General features: G+C 44.0%; 1 pseudogene. It reads right to left on the bottom strand.

The annotated features are described in order from the left end of the window. Positions 1 to 61: 61 nt before the first annotated feature. Positions 62 to 464, bottom strand: a pseudogene (locus tag GVK91_RS27195) (hypothetical protein); the annotation flags it as partial.

Below are 464 nucleotides of genomic sequence, written 5' to 3'. Positions count from 1 at the left end.
GCATGTTTACATATTCGCATTTTTACATGTGAACCTGCTAACGCTTTAAAATTTAGATACGCTATACATCTTCCCGCCCTCTGGCATTCGGGCGAGTAGGCCGAGCGCGTGCAACATGCACATCGCCCCGGCCACCTCGCCCGACAGCCATCTCTGCTGACAGTTTGCAAAGCTTATTTATAAAATCATCAAAGCCGGCAGGATTCTTTTCAACACAATTCAAAACATAAAATTCGGAATCTGTCCTATAAATCGCCTGCCATTGTTCAGCAGTAAATTCTGCGAATTTTTCCGCCTCTTCAACTTGAGCGGTTGCCAATTCTTCGTCCGATTGTTCCTCAACTAATAAACGAGACTTTAGCCCATTAGTCCAGACTAACTGTCTTTTACCCTTGAATGCTTTAGCGTAAACAAGCCATAGCTTCGAAAATTGCTTATCCTTGGTATAGAGGGAAGCTCTAAGC

The organism is Sphingobacterium sp. 18053 (genome assembly GCF_902706145.1).
GTDB classification, from domain to species: domain Bacteria; phylum Bacteroidota; class Bacteroidia; order Sphingobacteriales; family Sphingobacteriaceae; genus Sphingobacterium; species Sphingobacterium paramultivorum.
Note: the sequence above shows the minus strand (reverse complement) of the source record. Positions and strands in the feature narration are given on the sequence as shown.